The sequence below is a fragment of the Knoellia sp. 3-2P3 genome, from assembly GCF_029223115.1.
GTDB lineage: Bacteria > Actinomycetota > Actinomycetes > Actinomycetales > Dermatophilaceae > Pedococcus_A.
In genome coordinates this window covers 217,908-231,612 of record NZ_JARGZE010000004.1, presented here as the reverse complement: position 1 = coordinate 231,612, position 13,705 = coordinate 217,908, and the positions used below count along the sequence as shown (strand labels likewise).

Here is a 13,705-nt window from a genome sequence, read left to right as displayed (position 1 = left end):
GCACCCGTGTCCGACCTCGCCGCAGCACTCCCCGTCGGCGGCCGTGTCGTCGTCAGGTGGCGGCTCGAGACCGCCGACGCCGCGACCGGAGCCACCCTCACCGACACCGTCGGCACCCTGACGGCCAGCGACGAGCGCACCCTCACCGTGGAGACCTCGCGTGGCCTCGTGGTCGTCGAGCGGGCCCGGCTGGTCGCGGCCAAGGAGGTGCCCCCGAAGCCCACCCGGCGGGGCGCCCCGCACCGGGCCATCGGCATCGAGGACCTGCAGCGCGTGTCCGTCCCGTCCTGGGGAGCCGTGGAGCGTGAGCGGCTCGGGGAGTGGCAGCTGCGCGCGTCGTCGGGCTTCACGCAGCGCGGGAACTCGGTGGTGCCCCTCGGCGACCCGGGGCTGCCGCTCGAGGACGCCGTCGGCGAGGCGGAGCGCTGGTATGCCGCGCGCGGCCTCCCGGCGAAGTTCGTCGTCGCGGGTCCGCACGGCTTCGACCCGGCCGGCGACGCACTCGGCCGGGTGCTGCTGGGCCGCGGCTACACGGTCGGCAGCCTCACGCTGAACCTCACGGCCACCACCGACACGGTCGCGGCCGCCGACCCCGGCGGGCCGGCGGTCCTCACCCGCCCCGAGCCAGCCGGAGACTGGCTGAAGGCCTACCAGCGGACCAGGACGACGGTGCCGGGTGTGACCGAGCAGGTGCTCATGGGCAGCCCGCGCCAGCTGTTCGGCCACATCGCCCCCGGCGGCGGCCTGTCCCAGCAGCTCGGGCTGCGGCCCCCGGACGCGGCCGGCACCACACCGATCGCACTGGGACGCCTGGGCATCGCGCACGGGTGGGCGGGGCTCGGCGCGGTCTGGACCGACCCGGCATACCGCGGTCGCGGCCTGGCCGCGCACCTCACCGCCCAGCTCGCCGCGCAGGTGCGCCGCGAGGGTGTCCACCTGATCCACCTGCAGGTCGAGCACGACAACGCCACGGCGACCGGGCTCTACCGGCGGATGGGCTTCGACACCCACTCGTCGTACGCGTACCTCACCGCACCGCAAACCCGGTAGCGCGTCGCCCGTGGCAACGACAGGGTGTCGCCATGACCTCTCGAATCTCGCACACGACCGTCGACTCCCGGGACGCCCACGCCCAGTCCGTCTGGTGGGGACAGGTGCTCGGCTTCTCCGAGGACCCCCGCGACCCCAACGAGCCCGGGCACGAGGAGTGCATGGTCTTCTCCCCCGACGGCCGGCAGCGCGTGCTCTTCATCGAGGTGCCGGAGGGCAAGGCGGTCAAGAACCGGATCCACTTCGACCTCTGGCCGACGGACCGGACCATGGACGAGGAGGTGGACCGTCTGCTGGCCATGGGTGCCTCCATGGTCCACGACCTGCGCGACCACCGCGGACCCGGCACCGGGTGGGCAACGCTGGCCGACCCCGAGGGCAACGAGTTCTGCGTGCTGAGGAGCGAGTCCGAGCGACCGGACCCCTACGCGCACCTGGTTCGGTGACCGCGCAGCACGGCGGGCGGAGCCCCGTCGCCTACTGCGCCTTCGGGTGGGTGCAGGTGACGTCGTCCTCGGGGATGTAGTGGGTGTTGAAGGTCGAGCGCTTCACCTCTGCGCCGCCCTTCTTGAAGATCCGGGTCACCGTGACGTCGAAGCCGGGAGTCGGCTCCTGCGGCACACAGGTGGGCTTGTCGTCGACGATCTTCTTGGGCTTGACGATGTTGCGCCGCGGCCCCTTGGTGGCCTGGACGTCCCACGTCTTGGTGCCGTAGAAGGTCACCGTAACGCTGTTGCCGGAGACGTAGGACTGGATGAGGATGCCGCCCGCGGTGTCGTTGGTGAACCGGTTGTCGACGTCCGGCCAGGAGATGGTCGCCTCGCGGCCCTCGGGGTAGCGGGCGATGTAGAAGCTGTGCGGGTGGTGCTCCTCGATGCGGGCACCGGAGAAGAAGATCGCGTTGAACAGCGTCGTCGACAGCTGGGAGATGCCGCCGCCGTAGTCCTTGGTGAGCCGGCCGTTGATGATGACCGGGGCCGGGTTGTAGCCCTTGGCACCGGTGCGCTGGCCCAGACGCTCGTTGAGGCTGAACGACTTGCCCGGGGGCACGAAGGCCCCGTTGAGGGTGCGCGCCGCGATCATGATGTTCTCGGTGCGCGGCGGGTTGTTCGGGAAGTACGTCGTGAAGGTCGAGATGGCCTGCTTCGGCGCGATCTTCCGGGCCTCCTCCGTCGTCAGCTCCGGCTGGACGACGGTGGTCTTGGCGTTCAGGGTGCGGCTGCTCGAGGTGAGCGCGGGCCCGAAGGCGTCGACCAGCGACTTCTCGTCGATCTGCAGCCCGGTCACCGCCGGCACGAGCACCGCCTTGCCGCCCTGCAACCGGAAGGTGGCGTCCTGCGCCTTGGGCTCCAGCCCCTTCTCCGCGGCCGCCGCCCGCACGGCGGCGAGCAGCTTCTTGCTGTCGTAGGCCGGCGCGAGACGGCCCTCGCCGTCGGCCTTCAGGGTGATGGCCGGTGCGAACTCCGCCTGCCGCAGGACGAGCGCGGTCCGGCCCACCGCCACGCGCAGGGGCGCGGACATCGCCTTGGACGCGAACTCGGTGCGGGCCCGCTGGATCTCCTCCGCGGAGACCTTGGGCGCGACGGTGTTGACGACCCCCTTGACGGGCTTGGTCGTGGGCCAGGCCGCGGCGATGGCGTCGCCCGTCTCCTCGACCTGCAGGGACACCCCTGACACGGGCGCGACGACCTTGACCTGTCCGCCGGGGAAGGTGATGGATCCCTCCTGGGCGCCCTTGTCGACCCCCTTGGCCGTCTCCGTGAGCACGGCGCGCAGGCGGTCGCGGTCGACATCGGTCCTCAGGGGCTGGTCCTCGCCACCGTTGAGCTTGTTCCAGATGTCGCCGGGCTTGAGGGAGAAGCCGCTCAACCCCTGCAGGGTCTCCTCGAGGTCGAGCGACAGTCCGGCGGCGGAGGGGTCGATGTCGATGGTCTTGCCCCCGGCCTCGAGCCGGACGGGCGCGGACGCCTGCGAGGCCAGCTGCCGCTTGAGGGTCGCCTCCGCGTCGGCGGGTGACTTCCCGCCGATCGGGATGCCGGCCACGGAGGCGTTGGCGGGGACGTGCCGGCCCAGGAAGGCGGCCAGGCCGATGTACCCGGCCGCGAGGACGGCCAGGGCAATGGCCAGGCGCAGGGCGGCCCCGCCCCGTTCACCACGTCGCACTAGGACACTCTCTTCTCTCACGCCAGGGACCCGTACCGGCTGCGGTAGTACATCAGTGCCGCCCCGGGGTGCTCGGCAACTCCCAGCGACACTACTTCGCCCACCACGATGCTGTGGTCGCCAGCGGGGTGGATGTCGGTGGTCTGACACTCAATCGTTGCCAAGGCGCCGTCGAGCAGGGCGACCCCCGTGGTGCCGCGGTGGTGCGGCACGCGGTCGAGCTGGCCGTGCAGGGGGCGGCCCTGGGTGGCGAGCCAGTCCGCGGTGGGCCGCTGGTCGGCAGCCAGCACGCTGACCCCCCACGTGCCCGCGTCCTTGACGGCGTCGTGGAACCGGGCGTCGACCTCGATGCAAGCGAGGACGAGCATCGGGTCCATGGACACCGAGGCGATGGCGTTGGCGGTCATCGCGTGGTCGTGGCCGCCCGACACGGTGGTGAGGATGCTGACACCGGTGGCGAAGCGGCCCATGGCCAGGCGGAAGCGGTCCTGGGTGGGCTCCTCCCTCATGCGTCCTCACCGGGAAGCAGCGAGGTCCTGCGCACACCGTCGGCGGCGGGCACCAGGCCCCCGGTCGACGGGTCGAGCAGGGCGAACCCCTCGCGGCCGGGGAGCCGGGCGGCGACGTCGTTGGACAGCGCGAAGCAGCCCTCGCCCACGCTGACCTGCGTGCGGTGCTCGCGCAGGGCCGCGGTCTGCAGGGGCAGCACCGAGGGGTCGACGATCTCGTGGGTCACGGCTCCATCGTCGACGACGGAGGGCGGGAAGGGGTCACCCGGGCCCGGGACGCGCCAGCCGGAGCCTGCGGGCACGTGCTCCTCCAGCCAGGCGCGGTCCTCCAGCGCCCACGACCGCGGCGTCACCACGGCATACAGGGCGGGGCGCTCGCGCTCGGGGAGGCCTGCCACGGCGGCGCAGGTGACCCGGTGCACCTGGATGTGGTCGGGGTGGCCGTAGCCGCCGTGCGCGTCGTAGGTCACCACGACCGAGGGCCGGACCTCGGCGACCACGGCGGCGACGAGGGCTGCCGCCTCGGCGGGATCGGCGTTCACGAAGGCCGCCGGGTTGGCGGCCGTCGGGGTGTCGGCCATGCCGGAGTCGCGCCAGCGGGAGAGGACCCCTCGCCCGGGGTCCTCCCCGAGCACGCGGTGGTGCACCCCCAGCGTCGCCATGGCCCTGCGCAGCTCCTCACGGCGCCACGGACCGAGGGCGTCGTCGCGGTCGGACGCCAGGTGGGCCAGGTCGGCGGGGATGATCTCGCCCTCCTCCCCCAGCGTGCAGGTGAGCACGTGCACCTCGTGGCCCTGCCGGGCGTGGTGTGCGAGCGCCACTCCCGTGGCGAGGCTCTCGTCGTCGGGGTGGGCGTGGACGAAGAGCAGCACCTCACGTCCGTTGCTCACCGCACACCCACCCGGGCGAGGTCGACCCAGCCGCCGAGCGCCTCGTTGGCGGCCAGGCCCGTCACCTCGGAACCCGCGGTGAACAGGGCCCGGTGCTGCACCAGGGGGACGTAGACGCCGGCGCGGACGAGGCTGGAGTCGAGCTCCGCCCAGGCCTGCTCGCGCCGGGTGCGGTCGCGGACGCCCTGGATCTCGGTCATCCGCGCGTTGGCCTTGTCGTCGGAGAAGCGGCCGTAGTCGCGCCCGGAGCCAGCGGCCGAGAGGTTGATCCTGCTGTCGAAGAGCGGGGGGAGGACGGTCGAGGCCGACGGCCAGTCGGCCGCCCAGTTGGCCCAGATGACCTCGCTCTCCCGGGTGCGTCCCGGCGACGAGACGGCCGCGAAGTAGTCCTTCTCGACCGGCTGGAGCGCGATGTCGAAGCCCGCGGCCTCCCAGCCGTTCTCCAGCGCTGCCATGGCCTTGTCGGCCGTCGGGGTCGACCGGTAGGCGACCCGCAGCCGCACGGGCAGGGTCAGGCCGCTGTCCCGCAGCAGCGCGCGGGCCACCGCCGTGTTGCCCCGTGGCCCCGCCTCGAGCAGGTCGCTGCCGGGGTGCTCCGGCACCGCGCCCCCCACGACGGAGTACGCCGGCGTCGCCGCGGTGGGGCCACCCAGGGCGGTGACGTAGCCCTCGCGGTTGGTGGCCACCGCCAGCGCCTGGCGGGCCTCGGCCTTGGTGAGCGGGCCGCGCGCCACGTTGACGGCCAGGTAGTCGACCAGGGCGAGACGGGGGTTCACCGACCGGCTTCGCAGGCCGTCACTGCTCGTGATGCTGTGCTGCATGGCCGGTGGGGCCGAGTCGAGCGCGACGGCGCGCCGGTTCTCGTCGTCGTCGGCCATGATGTGCTGGGTCGCGGTCTGCGCCTCCACCCCCTCCTGGTAGCGGATCCGCGCCGCGGTCGGTCGGCGCACCGGGTCGGACGCCTGCTGCCAGTGGGGGTTGCGCTCGAAGGTGCCGCCCGTGCCCTCGTCCCAGCCGCCCTTGAGCAGGTAGGGCCCGTTGGAGAACACGGCGTGCTTGGACGCCTCCCTCTTGTCGGCGCTCTTCTTGTAGGGGGCGAAGGGCGCCAGCGAGACCATCTGGCTGAAGTCGGCGCGCGGCTCCGTGAGCCGGAACGTGATGGTGCGGCCCTTGCAGGACACCGCCTTGTCGAAGGCCTTGGCACCGGAGCCGCCCCCGCCGCTCCATGGCCCGCGGTAGGTGGCGCTGCCGTCGGCCTTCCTCGGCAGGTCGAGCGCGGCCAGCGGGTAGTTCAGGCCCTCGGTGGCGATGGGCTCGGCGAACGAGCGGGCCACGCCGTAGCGCACGTCCTCGCAGGTGACCGGCGAGCCGTCCTGCCAGGACACGCCGTCGCGCAGCGTGAACGACCAGGTCCGCAGGTCCTTGCTCGGCCGGCCGGTGTCCGTGGCCAGGTCGCCCACGAGGCGGCTCTGCTCAGCGGCGTCGGCACCGGCCGGGAACGCCGTGAGCGTGCGCATGAAGACCCTCCCCGCGAAGGCCATGTCCTTCTGCGAGGTCATCCGCTGCGGGTCCCAGGTCGCGGCCGGGCCGAGCGAGACCGCGGTGAGGGTCCCCTCGTCGGTGCCGCCGGCCTGGTCGAAGGAGACCGCCGAGCAGCCCGCAGCGAGCGCCGGGGCCACCAGGGCCCCGACGGCGCCGAGCAGTCGTCGCGTGGAGCGCATGCCCTACCGGTTGCGGGCCCGCGCCGCCGTCCGGGCTCGCACCGTCTGGTCCAGCTCGACCTTGCGGATGCGCACGGCCTCGGGGGTGACCTCGACGCACTCGTCCTCGCGGCAGAACTCCAGCGACTGCTCGAGGCTGAGCTTGCGGGCGGGCACGATCTTCTCGAAGTTGTCGGCCGAGGAGGCGCGCACGTTGGTGAGCTTCTTCTCCTTGGTGATGTTGACGTCCATGTCGTCGGCGCGGCTGTTCTCGCCGACGATCATGCCCTCGTAGACCTCGGTGCCCGGCTCGACGAACAGCGTGCCGCGCTCCTGGAGGTTCACCATCGCGTAGGCGGTCACGGCGCCGGTACGGTCGGCGACGAGCGAGCCGCTCGTGCGGGTCGTGATGGTGCCGAACCAAGGCTCGTAGTCCTCGAACACGTGGTGGGCGATGCCCGTGCCGCGGGTCTCGGTGAGGAACTCGGTGCGGAAGCCGATGAGCCCGCGCGACGGGACGAGGAACTCCATCCGGATCCAGCCCGTACCGTGGTTGGTCATCTGCTCCATGCGGCCCTTGCGGGCGGCGAGGATCTGGGTGATCGCCCCGAGGAACTCCTCGGGGGTGTCGATGGTGAGCCGCTCGACGGGCTCGTGCAGCTTGCCGTCGACCTCGCGGGTGACCACCTGGGGCTTGCCGACGGTCAGCTCGTAGCCCTCGCGGCGCATCTGCTCCACGAGGATGGCCAGCGCGAGCTCGCCGCGGCCCTGGACCTCCCAGGCGTCGGGGCGCTCGGTGGGCAGCACCCGCAGCGACACGTTGCCGACGAGCTCCTTGTCGAGGCGGTCCTTGACCATGCGGGCGGTGACCTTGGCTCCGCGCACCCGGCCGACCATGGGGCTGGTGTTGGTGCCGATGGTCATCGATATGGCGGGCTCGTCGACGGTGATGACCGGCAGCGGCACGGGGTTCTCGGCGTCGGCCAGGGTCTCGCCGATCATGATGTCGGCGATGCCCGCGATCGCGATGATGTCGCCGGGGCCGGCCTCGTCGGCGGGCTTGCGCTCGAGGGCCTCGGTCATGAGCAGCTCGGTGATCTTGACCCGCTCGATGGAGCCGTCGATCTTGCACCAGGCCACCTGCTGGCCCTTGCGGATCGTGCCGTTGTGCACGCGCAGCAGCGCCAGGCGTCCGAGGAAGTTGGAGGCGTCGAGGTTGGTGACGTGGGCCTGCAGCGGGGCCTCGTCGTCGTAGGTGGGGGCCGGGATGGTCTGGAGGATCGTGGCGAACAGCGCCTCGAGGTCGTCCGCGTCCGGCAGGCCGCCGTTCTCGGGGCGGTTCAGCGAGGCGCGCCCGGCCTTGGCGGAGGCGTAGACGATCGGGAACTCGATCTGGCTCTCGTCGGCGTCGAGGTCCATGAAGAGCTCGTAGACCTCGTCGACGACCTCCTGGATGCGCGAGTCGGGCCGGTCCACCTTGTTGATGCACAGGACGACCGGCATCTTCGCCGCGAGCGCCTTGCGCAGCACGAAACGGGTCTGCGGCAGCGGGCCCTCGGAGGCGTCGACGAGCAGCACGACACCGTCGACCATCGACAGGCCTCGCTCGACCTCGCCACCGAAGTCGGCGTGGCCGGGGGTGTCGATGATGTTGATCGTGACGCCGTCGGTGAGGCCGGCGTCCGCCGCCGCCTTGCCGGCATACCGGATGGCGGTGTTCTTCGCGAGGATGGTGATGCCCTTCTCCCGCTCGAGGTCACCGCTGTCCATCGCGCGCTCGTCGACGTGCTGGTGCTCGCCGAACGCGCCGGCCTCCCACAGCATCTTGTCGACCAGCGTGGTCTTTCCGTGGTCGACGTGGGCAACGATGGCGACATTGCGGATGTCACCGCGGGTCTTCATGGGCATGGCGGACATTCTCTCAGGGATTTGCCCGTGCTCCGAACCAGCGCCGTGGGGGCGGTGACCTCGGGCACACCGGCGGGTATGCCGTGGCGCCGGGTCGTGAGGGCCCCGCGCGTCACCGGGACGCGTCGAAGCGGCGCACCAGGGCGCGCAGCGCCGCGATCTCCGTCGCCAGCGCGCGGCGGCCCGCCGGGGTGATGCTGACCCAGGTGCGGGGCCGCCTTCCCTCGAACACCTTCTCCAGTGCCACGAGGTCCTGGCTGCCCAGCACCTCGAGGTGCCGGCCCAGGTTGCCGTCGGTCAGGCCCAGCACCTTCTTCAGGTAGGCGAAGTCGGCCCGGTCGGACTCGTCGAGGATCGTGAGGATGCCGAGCCGGGCCCGCTGGTGGACCGTGTCGTCGAGCCCGGAGGTGGGGTGGGGCTCCTGCGAGGTCACCGACGCTCCCGCCGCAGCGCCCAGAGCCCGCCTGCAGCGGCGAGCGCAGCCAGAGCGAGTCGCGTGAGGACGGGCGACCCCTCGAACCAGCCCTCGTCGGCGGCGCGGTAGTCCTGCAGCCACCGGTTCAGCTCGTACAGCCGGTTGTCGAAGAAGCCGAGATGGGTCAAGGCCCCCGTCACCCCCAGAAGCGCGGACCAGCCGGCCAGGTAGCCGTTGCGCTGGCGCAGGCCCAGCACCAGGAGCACCGCGCAGGCGGCGGCCAGGGGGGCCAGGAAGAGCACCGGGAACACGAGCAGGAACACCAGGACCACGAAGACCGCACCGACCCCGTAACCGGCGCTGGGGCGGCCCAGTCCGGTGAGCCGCACCGTGCGGCGCCGCCACCACCACAGTCCGACGAACAGCGCGGGCGTGGCGATGAGCCAGTAGAGCAGGTCCTGCAGGCCCCTCGAGGTCGCCAGCGGCGCGCTGCCCGCGACGAGCAGGGCCAGCCCGAGCAGCGGGACCGACGAGAGGTGCTGGTCGCCGCGCGCCCGGGCGCGCAGGCGCTCCTGCTCCGACAGCAGGCCGATCTCCTCCAGTGACATGACGCCCTCCGCTCTCCACCTTGCACTAACTCTGCAACGCAGAGTGATCTGCGGTCAAGAGAGCCCGAGGCGTTCCTCGACCGCACGCACGATGGGGAGGTCCGCCGGGAGCCAGGGCACGGCATACAGGCTGTCGCGGCCCAGCCAGCGGAGCAGGTCGTGGTCCTCGAGCGGCTGTGGCTCGCCGTCGACGACCACGGCCCACCACACCCAGATGACGAAGTCGTCGCCCAGCGGCCAGCCCCCGCGCTCGAGCGGGCCCTCGAGCAGCTCGCCGAGCTCGACCTCGACGCCGAGCTCCTCGCGCAGCTCGCGCCGCAGGGCCTCGGCGTGCTCCTCACCCGGGTCGACCTTGCCGCCGGGGAACTCCCAGCCGCCGGCGAGGGCCGAGGGCTCGGTGCGCCGCGCCGAGAGCAGCAGCCCCGGCCGTCGCAGGTCGTCGACGATGGCCGCCCCCACGACCTCGCGGCGCGTGCCGCCCTCCCCTGACCCCATCGTGTTTCACTCCGGTAAATATCTGCGGCACGGCCCCGTGCCCACCGCATATCTCGCTAGTGTCAGCGACCAACCGTAGAAGACGTGCTGTCACGCCCTGCGGCGCACCACTCACAACGCACATCCTGGGCACCCGACCGGGGTCCCGGGAGTTCGCACACCAAGCGAGGTATTCGATGAAGTACACGCGGAAGGCGACTCCGGTCGTCTTGGCGACGACGCTGGCCCTGACGCTGGCGGCCTGCGCCCAGTCGGAGCGCGAATCCGGCGGCGAGAACACCGCGGGCGGCGGTGACACCAAGGACACCTTCACCTTCGGTGCGGCCGGCGCTCCCGAGGTCTTCGACCCCTTCTACGCCACTGACGGCGAGACCTTCCGGATCACCCGCCAGATGATGGAGGGGCTGGTCGGCATCAAGGCCGGCACCGCCGAGGTCGAGCCCGAGCTCGCCGAGAAGTGGGAGCCCTCCGACGACGGCAAGACCTGGACCTTCACCCTGCGCAAGGGCGTGAAGTTCACCGACGGCGAGCCCTTCAACGCCGAGGCCGTCTGCTACAACTTCGAGCGCATGTTCGACCAGAACGCGGCCGCCCAGGCGGGCCCGGCCGAGTACTGGGGCTACACGATGGGTGCCTTCAAGGACAAGGCCGCCGAGTCGCTGTTCCAGGGCTGCGAGGCCAAGGACGAGTCGACCGCCGTGCTCAAGGTCGCCCGCGCCACCTCGAAGTTCCCGACCATGCTGTCGCTGGACTCCTTCTCCATGCAGTCGCCGAAGGCGCTCGAGGCGGGCAAGGCCAACGACGTCAAGACCCAGGGTGAGGGCTTCGCCTACCCGGCCTACTCGCAGGCCCCCGTCGGCACCGGCCCCTACAAGCTCGACAAGTACGACGAGGCCAACAAGACGGTCACGCTCGTGCGCAACGACGACTACTGGGGCGAGAAGGCCAAGACCTCGAAGATCATCTTCAAGATCATCCCCGACGAGAGCACCCGTCGCCAGGAGCTCAAGGCCGGCAGCATCGACGCCTACGACCTGCCGAACCCGGTGGACTGGAAGGGTCTCGAGAGCGACGGCAACAAGGTCGAGGTGCGTCCCGCGTTCAACATCCTCTACATGGGCCTGAACCCGGAGAAGAACCCGAAGCTCAAGGACATCAAGGTCCGCCAGGCCCTCTACCACGCCCTCAACCGGGACCAGCTGGTCAAGACCCAGCTGCCCGAGGGCGCGACGGTGGCCACCCAGTTCATGCCTGAGGCGGTCAAGGGCTACAACAAGGACCTGCAGCCCTACGCCTACGACCCCGAGAAGGCCAAGAGCCTGCTCGCCGAGGCCGGCGCCACGGGCATGAGCCTGACCTTCGCGTACCCGTCCGAGGTCTCGCGTCCGTACATGCCGAACCCGCAGAAGATCCACGACGCGCTGCGCACGGACCTCGAGAAGGTCGGCATCAAGGTCAACGTCGTCACCAAGCCGTGGAACGGCGGCTACCTCGACGGTGTCGACAACGGTCAGTTCGACGCCTGGCTGCTCGGCTGGACCGGCGACTACGACTCGGCCGACAACTTCATCGGCACCTTCTTCGGCAACCTGTCGGTCAACGACTTCCACACCAAGGTCACCGACTACGGCAAGAAGCTGTCCGAGGACCTCGCCAAGGCCGACGGCATCGTCGACGAGGCGGAGCGCACCAAGGCCTACGAAGAGGTCAACAAGCAGATCATGGAGGAGTACCTCCCGGGTCTGGCGATCAGCCACTCGCCGCCGGCGCTCGTCACCGGCCCGAAGGTCGAGGGCGTCGTCCCGTCGCCGCTGACGGCGGAGGAGTTCTCCGGCGTGACCGTCGGCAAGTAAGGTGACCGCCGTTCTCTAGACGGCAAGCACCATCCAGGCAGTACCCGGTGGCCGTCCCAGCACATACGCTGGGGCGGCCACCGTCACGAAGGAGTGAGGAGACCACCGCGTGCTGAGGTTCATTGTGCGGCGACTGATCCAGATGGTGGGGGTGGTCATCGTCCTGTCGCTGCTGCTGTTCATCTGGCTGAGATCCCTGCCGGGGGGCACGGTCTCGGCCATGCTGGGAGACCGCGCGACGCCGGAGTCGACGGCCCGGCTGACCAAGGAGCTCGGGCTCGACCAGCCCATCTGGGTGCAGTACGGCCGCTTCGTGCAGCGGGTGCTGAGCGGTGACTTCGGCGTCTCCACGGGCGTCCTGCCCGGCCGTGACGCCCTCGACATCTTCCTGACCCGGATGCCGGCCACCATCGAGCTGGCCATCGTCGCGATGGTCATCGCGATCGCCGCGGGCATCCCGCTCGGCTACGTCGCTGCCCGGCGGCGCGGCTCGACCCTCGACAACACCTCGATCGTGGGGTCGCTCGTCGGGGTCGCGGTGCCGGTCTTCTTCCTGGCGTTCGTCCTCAAGTTCATCTTCGCCGAGGAGCTCGGCGTGCTGCCCGTGTCGGGCCGCCAGAGCACCGGCATCGACGCGACCCGGGTCACCGGGTTCTTCGTGCTCGACGGCGTGCTCACCCGCGAGTGGGACGCGGCCTGGGACTCGTTCAAGCACCTGATCCTGCCCGCGCTGGCCCTGTCGAGCATCCCGTTCGCGGTGATCTTCCGCATCACGCGCGCCTCGGTGCTCGAGGTGATGGACGAGGACTACGTGCGCACCGCCGAGTCCAAGGGCCTGGCCAACAGCACCATCCGTGGCCGCCACATCCTGCGCAACGCGCTGCTGCCCGTCATCACGACCATCGGCCTGCAGACCGGTGGCCTGCTGGTCGGCGCCGTGCTCACCGAACGCGTCTTCTCGTGGGGCGGCATCGGCGACGCCCTCGCGAACGCGTTCACGCTGCGCGACTACGCCGTGCTCCAGATCCTCATCCTGGCGGCGGCCGTCACCTTCGTGGTGATCAACCTGATCGTCGACGTCGCCTACGCCGTCATCGACCCGCGCGTCCGCACGAGGTGAGCCCCATGAACCGCAACCCCCTCAAGACCCAGGCCGACCGGCGCAAGGAGCGGATCGACAGCCTCGCCGCCACCGCCGGCGGCGGCACCGTGACCGGCGCGGGTGAGATCGAGGAGGCGCCCGGCGTCTCCCTCATCGCGAGCGCGTGGCGCCGGCTGCGCCGCAACCCGGTGTTCCTGGTCGGAGCCGGCATCACCCTGGCCTTCGTGGTCCTCGCGCTGGTCGCCCCCTGGGTCGCACCGCACGACCCCACGGAGGGCCTGCTGCTCGACAAGGTGCGCCAGCAGTCCAACCCGATCCCGGGGCCGGAGCCCGGCTTCCCGCTCGGGGCCGACAACCGTGGGCGCGACCTGCTGTCCCGCCTCATCGTGGGCGCCCAGCAGACCCTCATCGTCGGCGTCGTGTCGACGGTCCTGGGCCTGATCGGCGGCCTGTTCCTCGGCACCCTGGCAGGCGCCTTCGGCGGCTGGGTCGACTCCTTCGTCATGCGGGTCGTCGACGTGATGCTCTCCATCCCGTCGCTGCTGCTGGCCATGTCGATCGCCGCGGTGGCAGCGCGCCCCAGCATGTGGACGGTCATCATCGCCATCGCCATCGTGCAGATCCCGATCTTCGCCCGCCTGCTGCGCGGCTCGATGCTGGCAGTGCGCCACAGCGACCACGTGCTGGCGGCCAGGGCCCTGGGCGTGAAGAAGTCGGCGATCGTGTTCCGGCACATCATCCCGAACTCCCTGGCGCCGGTGATCGTGCAGGCCACGATCGTGCTGGCCACCGCGATCATCGACGCCGCGGCGCTGTCCTTCCTCGGCCTCGGCAACCCGGACGACCGCAGGCCGGAGTGGGGCCAGATGCTCGGCCAGGCCCAGGAGTTCCTCGGCGACTACCCGCACCTGGCGTTCTACCCGGCCGCGTGCATCATCATCGTCGCCCTCGGCTTCACGCTCATGGGCGAGTCGCTGCGCGAGGCGCTCGACCCGAAGACCCGGAGGTAAGG

General features: G+C 71.1%; 13 protein-coding genes. 5 read left to right on the top strand and 8 right to left on the bottom strand.

The features are described from left to right. Positions 1 to 6: 6 nt before the first annotated feature. Both P0Y31_RS13620 and P0Y31_RS13615 read left to right on the top strand, forming a co-directional pair. Complete coding sequence (locus P0Y31_RS13620) at positions 7 to 1,050, top strand: GNAT family N-acetyltransferase (protein WP_275870235.1); 1,044 nt, start codon at positions 7 to 9, stop codon at positions 1,048 to 1,050. 32 nt (positions 1,051 to 1,082) lie between these two features. Further along, positions 1,083 to 1,496: a VOC family protein gene (locus P0Y31_RS13615; RefSeq protein ID WP_275870232.1), complete on the top strand. Its 414-nt coding sequence runs from the start codon at positions 1,083 to 1,085 to the stop codon at positions 1,494 to 1,496. Positions 1,497 to 1,527: 31 nt separating this feature from the next. On the opposite strand, the gene P0Y31_RS13610 is transcribed toward P0Y31_RS13615, so the two are convergent. From P0Y31_RS13610 to P0Y31_RS13575, 8 genes are all read right to left on the bottom strand, one after another. Then, the gene (locus P0Y31_RS13610) at positions 1,528 to 3,213 is read right to left on the bottom strand and encodes a VanW family protein (protein WP_275870230.1); all 1,686 of its coding nucleotides are present in this window, start codon (positions 3,211 to 3,213) and stop codon (positions 1,528 to 1,530) included. Between the two features lie 17 nt (positions 3,214 to 3,230). Beyond that, a complete protein-coding gene (locus P0Y31_RS13605; protein WP_275870228.1) occupies positions 3,231 to 3,722 on the bottom strand; it encodes a flavin reductase family protein in 492 nt (163 codons plus the stop codon). Then, a complete protein-coding gene (mshB, locus tag P0Y31_RS13600; RefSeq protein ID WP_275870225.1) occupies positions 3,719 to 4,612 on the bottom strand; it encodes an N-acetyl-1-D-myo-inositol-2-amino-2-deoxy-alpha-D-glucopyranoside deacetylase in 894 nt (297 codons plus the stop codon). Before mshB ends, P0Y31_RS13605 begins: the two co-directional genes overlap by 4 nt. Continuing rightward, complete coding sequence (locus P0Y31_RS13595) at positions 4,609 to 6,333, bottom strand: ABC transporter substrate-binding protein (RefSeq protein WP_275870222.1); 1,725 nt, start codon at positions 6,331 to 6,333, stop codon at positions 4,609 to 4,611. The genes mshB and P0Y31_RS13595 overlap by 4 nt, the downstream gene beginning before the upstream one ends. Positions 6,334 to 6,336: 3 nt before the next feature. After that, a complete protein-coding gene (gene typA / locus P0Y31_RS13590; RefSeq protein ID WP_275870219.1) occupies positions 6,337 to 8,220 on the bottom strand; it encodes a translational GTPase TypA in 1,884 nt (627 codons plus the stop codon). 112 nt (positions 8,221 to 8,332) lie between these two features. After that, positions 8,333 to 8,653: a transcriptional regulator gene (locus tag P0Y31_RS13585; protein ID WP_275870217.1), complete on the bottom strand. Its 321-nt coding sequence runs from the start codon at positions 8,651 to 8,653 to the stop codon at positions 8,333 to 8,335. Next, the gene (locus tag P0Y31_RS13580; RefSeq protein WP_275870215.1) at positions 8,650 to 9,243 is read right to left on the bottom strand and encodes a hypothetical protein; all 594 of its coding nucleotides are present in this window, start codon (positions 9,241 to 9,243) and stop codon (positions 8,650 to 8,652) included. Before P0Y31_RS13580 ends, P0Y31_RS13585 begins: the two co-directional genes overlap by 4 nt. Before the next feature lie 54 nt (positions 9,244 to 9,297). Beyond that, entirely contained in the window at positions 9,298 to 9,738 is a 441-nt protein-coding gene (locus P0Y31_RS13575) for an NUDIX domain-containing protein (RefSeq protein ID WP_275870214.1), read from the bottom strand. A 176-nt stretch (positions 9,739 to 9,914) separates the two neighbouring features. Here P0Y31_RS13575 and P0Y31_RS13570 point away from each other — a divergent pair, with 176 nt between their 5' ends. The 3 genes from P0Y31_RS13570 to P0Y31_RS13560 all read left to right on the top strand — a co-directional run bounded on the left by P0Y31_RS13570 (position 9,915) and on the right by P0Y31_RS13560 (position 13,703). Continuing rightward, positions 9,915 to 11,591 carry an ABC transporter substrate-binding protein gene (locus P0Y31_RS13570; protein WP_275870212.1) on the top strand — a complete coding sequence of 559 codons (1,677 nt, stop codon included), beginning with the start codon at positions 9,915 to 9,917 and terminating at the stop codon, positions 11,589 to 11,591. Between the two features lie 109 nt (positions 11,592 to 11,700). Then, positions 11,701 to 12,711 (top strand): ABC transporter permease, encoded by a 1,011-nt coding sequence (locus P0Y31_RS13565; RefSeq protein WP_275870210.1) that lies wholly within the window; start codon positions 11,701 to 11,703, stop codon positions 12,709 to 12,711. Between the two features lie 5 nt (positions 12,712 to 12,716). Continuing rightward, the gene (locus P0Y31_RS13560; protein ID WP_275870208.1) at positions 12,717 to 13,703 is read left to right on the top strand and encodes an ABC transporter permease; all 987 of its coding nucleotides are present in this window, start codon (positions 12,717 to 12,719) and stop codon (positions 13,701 to 13,703) included. Positions 13,704 to 13,705: the final 2 nt, after the last annotated feature.